The 6,661-nt window shown below is 65.6% G+C and carries 6 protein-coding genes; 1 reads left to right on the top strand and 5 read right to left on the bottom strand.

All coding sequences use genetic code 11. From position 1 onward, the window contains the following. Nucleotides 1-60: 60 nt before the first annotated feature. Nucleotides 61-1,029 carry a helix-turn-helix domain-containing protein gene (locus B0E41_RS12265; RefSeq protein WP_077331437.1) on the top strand — a complete coding sequence of 323 codons (969 nt, stop codon included), beginning with the start codon at nt 61-63 and terminating at the stop codon, nt 1,027-1,029. Between the two features lies 1 nt (nt 1,030). Here the strand turns inward: B0E41_RS12265 and holA are convergent, their stop codons facing one another. The 5 genes from holA to B0E41_RS12240 form a co-directional block, all read right to left on the bottom strand. Further along, on the bottom strand, nt 1,031-2,083 hold the full coding sequence (gene holA / locus B0E41_RS12260) for a DNA polymerase III subunit delta (protein WP_077331436.1): 1,053 nt from the start codon (nt 2,081-2,083) through the stop codon (nt 1,031-1,033). Nucleotides 2,084-2,087: 4 nt separating this feature from the next. Further along, nucleotides 2,088-2,681 carry an LPS assembly lipoprotein LptE gene (gene lptE / locus B0E41_RS12255; RefSeq protein WP_077331435.1) on the bottom strand — a complete coding sequence of 198 codons (594 nt, stop codon included), beginning with the start codon at nt 2,679-2,681 and terminating at the stop codon, nt 2,088-2,090. Nucleotides 2,682-2,691: 10 nt separating this feature from the next. Further along, nucleotides 2,692-5,439, bottom strand: coding sequence for a leucine--tRNA ligase (gene leuS, locus B0E41_RS12250; RefSeq protein WP_077331434.1), 2,748 nt, complete (start codon nt 5,437-5,439; stop codon nt 2,692-2,694). Nucleotides 5,440-5,542: 103 nt separating this feature from the next. Continuing rightward, nucleotides 5,543-5,995 carry a biopolymer transporter ExbD gene (locus B0E41_RS12245; RefSeq protein WP_077331433.1) on the bottom strand — a complete coding sequence of 151 codons (453 nt, stop codon included), beginning with the start codon at nt 5,993-5,995 and terminating at the stop codon, nt 5,543-5,545. Further along, nucleotides 5,992-6,654, bottom strand: coding sequence for a MotA/TolQ/ExbB proton channel family protein (locus B0E41_RS12240; protein ID WP_077331432.1), 663 nt, complete (start codon nt 6,652-6,654; stop codon nt 5,992-5,994). Before B0E41_RS12240 ends, B0E41_RS12245 begins: the two co-directional genes overlap by 4 nt. Nucleotides 6,655-6,661 lie beyond the last annotated feature (7 nt).

Raw genomic sequence — 6,661 nt, 5'->3', positions numbered from 1 at the left:
GCCCACCCCAGGGATGCGGGTGCCCCACCATAATTTCCGCCATCCCTTGCTGGAGTCCGCATGATCCCTTTGCCCGTGATGAGCACCGACGCTGTCGCACCCGGCGAACGCGCCGCCGCGTGGCGCGACTGGGTGTGGCGGCACTTCGGCGGCCTGGAGTCCGACCTGTACGGCGACACTGTTTTTGACGGCCACATGAGCGCCTCGCAAGCCGGCGACGTGGTGCTGACCAAGCTGGAGGCGAACCGCCACCGCGTTCTGCGCAGCCCCAAGCTGGCCAGCGCCAGTGACACCAACTACCTGAAGATCGTGGCGCCCTGGCAAGGCAGTGCGGCGGTTGAACAGCAAGGGCGGCAGGCCTGGGTGCGGCCAGGCGGCTGGGCCATCTACGACACCACCGGCAGCTACGAGATCACCAACCCGGAAAGGGTAGAACACCTCATCGTGATGCTGCCCAAGCAACAGTTCATCGAACGGGGGCTGCGGCTGGAACCCCTGATGGCGCGCCATGTGGGCGGCGCCAGCGGCATTTCACGGGTGGCCCTGGAGACCATGCGCAGCACCTACCAGGAGCTGCCCGCCATGAGTGAGACCACCGCCCGCGGCGCGGGTGAAATGATCATCGAGCTGGTGCGCCTGTCGCTGCAGGAACTGGCGGGCCGCGAGAGCGCCACCACCCAGCTCGAAGCGTTTCGAGATCGCATTCGCGAACACATCGGGCACCACCTGCGCGATCCGGACCTGTCCATCGAACGCATCGCCCAATCGATGAACTGCAGCAAACGCCACCTGCACAACGCCTTCAGCACCGAGGACGACACGCTCGCGCACCACATCCTGCGGCGCCGATTGCAGGCCTGCATGCGCGACCTGAAAAACCCGGCATTGGCGCAGCGCACCATCACCGACATCGCGTTTTCCTGGGGGTTCAGCAACGGCGCACACTTCAGTCGCGTGTTCCGCGAACATGCGGGGCTCCCGCCCAGCGATTTCCGGGACACCGCGTTGCGACAGTCGGCAACGGTCTGATTCAGCGCAGCGCGCAGGCCTGGGCCACGCGTAGCGCCATGCGGTGCAGCGCGTCCCACGGGTCGGCCGGCCAGTCGGGCTGCTTGAGACCTTTGACGATGCCGTCCACCGTGTGGGCGTCCTGCAACCACTGAACCAGCTGGGCCGGCCGGATCAGCGGCAGCGCCCGCTCCATCAGCTTTTCCTTCAGGCCCCAGACGCGGTTTTCACGCAGCGCCATCGGCAGCGGGCGGCCGGCGTCCATCGCGTTGCGGATGCGGTTGAGGGTGCGGATGTCTTCGGCCAGCGCCCAGTGCACCAGCACCGCCGCTTCGCCTTCGGCCTGCAGGCCGTCGAGCATGCGCTGCACGCGCAGCACCTGCCCGCCCAGCACGGCTTCGGCGAGCTTGAACGGGGTGTAGCGTGCCACGTTGAGCACCGCGTTTTCCACCTGCTCCAGCGACAACTCACCCGCCGGGTACAGCAGCCCGAGCTTCTGGATTTCCTGGTGCGCGGCCAGCAGGTTGCCCTCGACGCGGTCCGCAAAAAACTGCAACGTGCGCTGGCCTTCTTCGCCCGACGCGACGCGCTGGCCCTGCTGCTGCAGACGCTGCGCGATCCAGGCCGGCAGCGCCTGGCGCTCGACCGGGTCCACCTTCACGGTCACGCCAAAGCTGTCGAGCGCGGTAAACCAGGCGCCCTTCTGCGTGGCGGCATCCAGGCGAGGCAGCAGCACCAGCGTGAGCGTGCTGTCGTTGTCCCGCGCGGCCTCGGCCAACTGCTGCAGGACCTGCGAGCCGTCCTTGCCCGGCTTGCCCGAAGGCACCCGGATTTCGATCAGCTGTTTGTCGGCGAACAGGCTCATGGAGCCCCCGCTGGCGAGCACCTCGCTCCAGTCGAAGTGCGCCCCGGCCACCGTGTGCACGGTGCGCTCGGTGTAGCCCTGCTCGCGTGCAACGGCGCGGATGGCGTCGGCCGCTTCCTGGATCAGAAGCGGCTCGTCGCCATGCAGGGTGTAGAGGGACTTGAGCCCGCGCTGCAATTGCCCGGCCAGCTGCGGGGCCGCCACCTGCATGGCTTCAGAGCGACTTCACGGCGGCCAGGCGGCGCAACACCTGCTGCGCGATGTCGCCTTCCATGTCGTGGAACATGGTGTTTTCTTCCGCCGCCTTGGCCAGCGCGGCGGTTTCCGTGAAGCTGATGTCGCGCTCCAGCAGCAGCTCGGTGTCGTCGATCAGGACCTTGCCCGCCGCCGTGCTCAGGCGGAAGCGGAACCGCACACGCAGCGTCAGCTCCCGCACCTGTCCCGAGTCGGTCTGCCCCGACACCACGCGCTCGTGGTGGTCACGGTTCACCTGCAACATCACCTGCGCGGGCGCCACACCGGGAGTGACCTGGGCGGCCTTGGAGGCGTTGGCCACCTGGATGCCCGCCGACACCATGGCCTGCTGGAGGGCACGGGACACCTGCGTGTTCTCGAACCCGGTCACCAACACCGATTCGAACGCAAACTTGGGCGCCTGGCGCAAGGCAAAACCACAACCACCCAAACCAGCGGTCGCCAGCAGTGCGCCCGCGCTGGCCAGCGTCCTCAGCGCCACGCGCCGCCCGGAGTTGGAAGGCTCCGGCGTCTCGCGGGAGGACTGGGGGGCGAAGGGGGTGTTGGGCTTCATGACGCGACTTTTATACCACCACGTTGACCAGGCGGCCCGGCACGACCACCACCTTTTTCGGGGCGGCGCCATTGGCCTGCTTGACAAAGGCCTCGCTCGCCAGCGCCGCGGCTTCGATGGCAGCCTTGTCGGCGCTGGCCGGCACGGTGATGCTGCCACGCAGCTTGCCGTTGATCTGCAGCATGAGCTCGACTTCATCCTGCACCAACGCAGTTTCATCTGCGACTGGCCAAGGAGCGTCAAGCAAATCACCATATTGCCCAACAAAACCGAGCTCAATCCAAAGCGCATGGGCGATGTGCGGGCAAGCTGGGTACAAGCAACGCAAAAGTATGCCGATTGCCTCAAAAGCTACCGTCGTTCGCAGCCTTGCTACCAAATCGCGGCTCTGGTGAGTTTTTTCTTCATCTCCGCCAACAACTGCACGACCTAAGGCCATCTGCATCGCAGGGCTGTCGATGACGTTTAGAAGCTTCATACAAGCCGACACCACGGTGTTGTATTGCATACGCTCGTAGTCGTAGGACGCTTGCTTGAGAATTAGATGCACCTCACGACGCGCTTTGCCCATGTCCGCTTTAACGGCGTTCGAGTCAATCGCCGCAAAGCGTGCTTCCGGGTGCGCGTTGGCATCTTCAAGTGCAAAGCTGCAAGTTGACCAAACCCGCTTCAAGAATCGGTAGCTGCCTTCCACGGCGGTGTCGTTCCACTCCAGCGTGGCCTCGGGCGGCGCGGTGAACATGGTGTACAGGCGCGCGGTGTCGGCGCCGTACTTCTCGATCAGGTCCTGCGGATCGACGCCGTTGTTCTTGGACTTGGACATGGTGCCCACGCCCTCGTAGTCGATGGGCGTGCCCACGGGCAAATCACCCACGGCCTTGATCAGCTTGGCACCGACCACCTTGCCGGCCTCGTCGAACACATGTTCGACGTCCTGCGGCCAGAAGTAGTCCTTGCCACCCTTCTCGGTGCGGCGCGAGTAGATGTGGTTGAGCACCATGCCCTGGGTCAGCAGCTTGCTGAACGGCTCGTCCACCTTCACCAGGCCGAGGTCGCGCATGACCTTGGTCCAGAATCGCGCGTACAGCAGGTGCAGGATCGCGTGTTCGATGCCCCCGATGTACTGGTCCATCGGCATCCAGTAGTCCGCACCCTCGGCGACCATCTTTTCGCTGTTGCTCGGGTCGCAATAGCGCATGAAGTACCAGGACGAATCCACGAAGGTGTCCATGGTGTCGGTCTCGCGCCGCGCCGCTTTTCCGCAGATCGGGCAGGTGACGCCGGCGTGGAAGCCTTCGTGCTTGTGCAGCGGGTTGCCCGAGCCATCGGGGATGCAGTCCTGAGGCAGCACCACCGGCAGGTCTTTTTCAGGCACCGGCACCGCACCGTGTTCGGCGCAGTGGATCATGGGGATCGGCGTGCCCCAGTAGCGCTGGCGGCTGATTCCCCAGTCGCGCAGGCGGAAGGTGGTTTTCTTTTCGCCCAGGCCTTGGGCGGCCAGCAGCTCGGCGACCTTGTCGACGGCGGCTTTCTGGGTCAAACCATCCAGCACGCCGGAGTTGACGCACACGCCGCGTTGCTTGTCGGCGTAGCTGTCGGCCCAGGCAGTATTGATGAACGTCTCGCCTTCAACGGCCACCACCTGCTGGATCTTCAGGTCGTATTTCAACGCAAACGCGAAGTCGCGCTCATCGTGCGCCGGCACGCCCATCACGGCGCCATCGCCGTAGCTCATGAGCACGTAGTTGCCGACCCAGACCTCGACCTGGGCGCCGGTCAGCGGGTGCGTGACGAACAGGCCGGTGGCCATGCCCTTCTTTTCCTGCGTGGCGAGCTCGGCTTCGGTGGTGCCACCGGTCTTGCATTCTTCGATGAACGCAGCGAGCGCAGGATTGGTCAAGGCGGCGTGGTGGGCCAGCGGGTGCTCGGCGGCCACGGCGCAGAAGGTCACGCCCATGATGGTGTCGGCGCGCGTGGTGAACACGTACATCTTGCCGTCGCCGATCAGCGCATCATCCGCACCTTTGATGGTGTGTGGGAAAGCGAAGCGCACGCCTTCGCTCTTGCCGATCCAGTTCTCCTGCATCAGGCGAACCTTGTCGGGCCAGCCGTTCAGCGTGGCCCTGGGGTTGCCCAGCTGCACGTGGTCGAGCAGCTCGTCGGCGTACGAGGTGATGTTCAGGTAATAACCCGGGATCTCGCGCTTTTCCACCGTGGCGCCGGTGCGCCAGCCCTTGCCGTCGATCACCTGCTCGTTGGCCAGCACGGTCTGGTCGATCGGGTCCCAGTTGACGATCTGGGTCTTGCGGTAGGCGATGCCCTTATCCAGCATCTTCAGGAACAGCCACTGGTTCCACTTGTAGTAGCTCGGGTCGCAGGTGGCCACTTCGCGCGACCAGTCGATGGCGAGCCCCATCGCCTGCATCTGCTGCTTCATGTAGGCGATGTTTTCGTAGGTCCACTTGGCCGGCGGCACACCGTTCTTCAGCGCCGCGTTTTCGGCCGGCAGGCCGAAGGCGTCCCAGCCCATGGGCATCAACACGTTGTGGCCGTTCATGCGCAGGTAGCGCGTGAGCATGTCGTTGATGGTGTAGTTGCGCACATGGCCCATGTGCAGCTTGCCGCTGGGGTAGGGCAGCATGGAGCAGGCGTAGAACTTCTTCTTGCCGGCGACCTCGGTCACGCGGTAGGCGTCGGTGGCGTTCCAGTGGGCGTGCGCGGCGCGCTCGACATCCTTGTGGGCGTATTTTTCTTGCATGAACCAGGGGCCGGACCGGGCCGGCGAATGAAAGGGGCAGCGCGCTGCGTAGCCCCCGATTTTAGGGCTTGGGGCACCCTGCCCTTCACCAGCGAAGCAGCACTCAGCGCGTCGGCGCCGGTGCGGTGGCCTCACCCGTGGCCGGATCGGCCACAAAACCGATGCGCGACAGGCCCACGCTCTGTGCCAGACCGATCAGCTGCACCACGCGCCCGTAGGGCACGGCCGTGTCAGCGCGCAGTTGCAGCTCGGTCTCGGGGTTGCGCTGTGCGGTCTCCGTCAGGCGCTTCTTCAGCTCGGCGGGGTCGACCGGCTGCTCGTCCCAGAACACCTGGCCCTGGGGGTCCACGCTGATCGAGATGAACGCCTCGGGCTCGGCCGATGCGGCCACCGGCTCGCTGGCCTTGGGCAGTTCCAGCTCAAGGCGGCTGGACATCAGCGGCGCGGTGATGATGAAGATCACCAGCAGCACCAGCATCACGTCGACCAGCGGCGTGACGTTGATGTCGCTCATCGGCTCGTGCCGCGCGGGCTTTTCCAGCCGGCCGAAGCTCATCGCGGCGCCTCGCTGTGCACCAGCAATTCGCGCAGATCGCGGGCAAAGCCCTCGAGGTCGGCCTCAATGCGCCCGATCTGGCGACCGAGCACGTTGTAGGCCAGCACGGCGGGAATGGCCACCGCCAGACCGGCGGCGGTCATGACCAGCGCCTCACCCACCGGGCCCGACACCTGCTCAATGCGGAATTTGCCGTCGACGCCGATGGCCGTGAGCGCGTTGTAGATGCCCCAGACCGTGCCCAGCAGGCCCACGAACGGGGCCGTGGAACCCACGGTGGCCAGCAGCACCTGACCGTATTGCAGCCGGTGCAGCACACGGTGCAAGGCGTCGCGCAGCACACGCGTGAGTTGTTGCGAGCGGTCGCCCGCAGCAGCCAGGGATTGCGGCGGTGCTTGCTCAATGGTGCGGGCGGCCTCCAGCAGCGGCAGCACCAGGCGGCGCGGGTCGAAGCTGTTCAGGCGCTGCTGGGCTTCGTCGAGGTAGCCGGCCTGCCAAAACGCGGCGGTGGAGGTGTGCACGTCGCGCACCGCTCGGCGCAGCAGCCAGCCCTTCCAGAGAATCACCACCCAGCTCGAGACCGACATGGCCAGCAGCAGCAAGGCCACGCTGCGGCTGATCGCATCGCCCTGCCAAATGGTTTGCCAGACGCCGCCCATGTGTGAA

The organism is Hydrogenophaga sp. A37, assembly GCF_002001205.1.
Lineage (GTDB): Bacteria > Pseudomonadota > Gammaproteobacteria > Burkholderiales > Burkholderiaceae_C > Hydrogenophaga.
This window is presented reverse-complemented; position numbering and strand designations above follow the sequence as displayed.

Excerpts from the sequence above, each read along its gene's own strand:
- holA (WP_077331436.1), bottom strand. The coding sequence starts at position 2,083 with ATGCAGGTGGCGGCCCCGCAGCTGGCCGGGCAATTGCAGCGCGGGCTC.
- B0E41_RS12240 (WP_077331432.1), bottom strand. The coding sequence starts at position 6,654 with ATGGGCGGCGTCTGGCAAACCATTTGGCAGGGCGATGCGATCAGCCGC.
- B0E41_RS12265 (WP_077331437.1), top strand. The coding sequence starts at position 61 with ATGATCCCTTTGCCCGTGATGAGCACCGACGCTGTCGCACCCGGCGAA.
- leuS (WP_077331434.1), bottom strand. The coding sequence starts at position 5,439 with ATGCAAGAAAAATACGCCCACAAGGATGTCGAGCGCGCCGCGCACGCC.
- lptE (WP_077331435.1), bottom strand. The coding sequence starts at position 2,681 with ATGAAGCCCAACACCCCCTTCGCCCCCCAGTCCTCCCGCGAGACGCCG.
- B0E41_RS12245 (WP_077331433.1), bottom strand. The coding sequence starts at position 5,995 with ATGAGCTTCGGCCGGCTGGAAAAGCCCGCGCGGCACGAGCCGATGAGC.